Origin of the sequence: Fibrobacter sp. UWB1 (assembly GCF_002210325.1) — a bacterium.
Lineage (GTDB): Bacteria > Fibrobacterota > Fibrobacteria > Fibrobacterales > Fibrobacteraceae > Fibrobacter.
On sequence record NZ_MWQL01000041.1, the window covers coordinates 1 to 2,278 of the forward strand.

Sequence of the window (2,278 nt, forward strand, 5' to 3'; positions counted from 1 at the left end):
GAACGAAGTGTAGTCGAAGGATCTCTTCTTATTTGTTCTTTTCTGTGTTGTTGGCGTTCTTGGTGGCTAATGCTCTTTTTGTCCGTTGCGTAAAGGACTGACCGCAAGGCAAACGCGACACAGAAACGCAGGGACTCCAAGGGAGTCCCTTAATTGTTGCCCTGTTTTTTAATTATTCCCAAAGGATAAATTTAGGTATTCTGTAAGGGCTGATTGAATATCTTGCAAATGGGGATTTTGTTTGCGGATGAGTAGAAAGCAGATGTTTTCAAATTCCCTATCGCGAAGGGGAAGATCGATTATTTCTAGCTCACCATTGTTAGATTGCTTGAACCAAGAATTATGCTTTAACGAAAGAAACATCCTGTAGCGAGCTTGATGTTTATTGTCTGTAGTGTCTAGAATAATCAAAATCGCGCATTCGGGTTGCTTGAAGAACAACTGGGAAAGTAATGCTGCTATAGTATTTTTCAGTTTCCCGTTAAACTTGTCATTTTTTACCGAATTTCGCTTAATGACTTCGATCCCGAAATCGTAGATTTTTAAACCCTTCAGGTTGATTATACTTGTTAAGTCCGAAAAGGTAACGAGATATTCGTTGCCATAATCTGTTGTAAATATATAACCGTTTGGAGCTTCGGTTAAACTATAGCGGCTTGACGAATTTAATGTGGTCATCGTTAAACGATTCTAACGACCCATATTTCTTAATATGGGCAGACATTCGCTTCTTGGCTGCAATTACCTCGGGCAATTTGTCCATCAGCTTTTTAATGTCTTTTTTGATTTCTGTGTTCATATTAGATGACCTTCCATAAATATAAATAAATACCATGGACGAGTCAATGTCCTAAAAGTTGTTGAGTGTGCAAATCTACAATTAAAAAATGCAAAAAACGAGAACCCCCTTGTTTTTGCAATCAATTGTTTGCAGATATCAACAGATTTTTTTGTTGTGTGTGGATATGTCGCACATTGTTGTCAGCTGTTCACATGAAATGAACAGGGTATGTGAAAATAATTATATTTCCGCCGGGAAAATTAAGCCATTAGGGCGAAGGAGACTTTATGAAAAAGATTTTTGTGGCGCTTTGCATGGTGGCGTTCCTGGCAGCGTGTGATGATTCGTCGTCGGCATCGGCAGAAAACAGTGAACCTGCGGCGTTGAGTAGTGCTGAAAAGCAGGGGAGTTCGTCTTCATCACGTCATTGCGAGGAGTGTAACGACGAAGCAATCTCTAGCGACAGCAATGCGGAGTCGAATGGGTCTAGCCGGTCTAGTTCGTCCGAAAAGAATGCGGAGTCTAGTAGTTCGGAGAAATTGTCCGAGTCAAGTAGCAGTTCTGCGGGCAAGGCAAAGTCTTCGTCGAGTGTAGTAACTTTGGCGATGCCTTGCAAAACAGAAACCGAAGACAACTGCGAATATGGAACTTTGCTTGATGAACGAGATAATCAAGTTTACAAAACGGTTCGGATTGGCGAGCAGACCTGGATGGCGGAAAACCTCAACTACGGAACCGCGAACAGCTACTGCTACAACGGCAACTCCGCCAACTGCACCAAGTACGGCCGCCTTTACACCTGGGCTGCGGCCATGGATAGTGCTGGCACGTGGAGCGCGAATGGCAAGGACTGCGGCTATAACGAAACATGCTCGCCTGCTTATCCTGTTCGTGGCGTATGTCCCGAAGGCTGGCACCTGCCAAGCAACGAAGAATGGAAAGCCCTGTTCACGGCTGTGGGCGGACAATCGAATGCGGGCAAGGTACTCAAGTCCCTGACCGGTTGGTATAGCAATGGAAACGGCACCGACGCCTTCGGTTTCTCCGCGTTGCCCGCCGGCGACAGGTACTACAGTGGCGGCTTCGACTACGATGGCTACCACGCGTACTTCTGGAGTGCCACTGAGGACAATAGCGGCTACGCGTACAGCATGTTCTTGTACTACTACAGCGAGCTTGCGTACCTGGGCGACGGCAGTAAGAACTACGGGTTTTCAGTTCGTTGTCTCCGGGACTAGCAGTGAGGCGAGTGCTGCGCAGAAAAGCTGCATTTCTGCTTTGCCGAGCCGATTAGCGGGGAACTCCGTAGGAGTCCCCTAGCAGGGCGAATACGGATTGTAAAATTTTCTTCAGTCCCTTGCCAACTTTTTAGAATATAGGTACATTACCGCTGAACGCATCTCGCTATAGAAAGGCGAGGTGCGTTCTTTTTTATCCTGAAATTGGATTGAAGGGAACGCCTCTAACAATAAACCGGCCGCAAATGCGACCACAAAA

Annotated in this window: 2 protein-coding genes; one reads left to right on the plus strand and one right to left on the minus strand. The window is 45.7% G+C overall.

Annotated elements, in window-relative coordinates; all coding sequences use genetic code 11:
* Nucleotides 1-168: 168 nt before the first annotated feature.
* Nucleotides 169-678, minus strand: a complete 510-nt coding sequence (locus B7988_RS14730; RefSeq protein WP_088658474.1) for a DUF6169 family protein — start codon at nucleotides 676-678, stop codon at nucleotides 169-171.
* 390 nt (nucleotides 679-1,068) lie between these two features.
* Here B7988_RS14730 and B7988_RS14740 point away from each other — a divergent pair, with 390 nt between their 5' ends.
* Entirely contained in the window at nucleotides 1,069-2,019 is a 951-nt protein-coding gene (locus B7988_RS14740) for a fibrobacter succinogenes major paralogous domain-containing protein (protein WP_088658476.1), read from the plus strand.
* Nucleotides 2,020-2,278 lie beyond the last annotated feature (259 nt).

Excerpts from the sequence above, each read along its gene's own strand:
- B7988_RS14740 (WP_088658476.1), top strand. The coding sequence starts at position 1,069 with ATGAAAAAGATTTTTGTGGCGCTTTGCATGGTGGCGTTCCTGGCAGCG.
- B7988_RS14730 (WP_088658474.1), bottom strand. The coding sequence starts at position 678 with ATGACCACATTAAATTCGTCAAGCCGCTATAGTTTAACCGAAGCTCCA.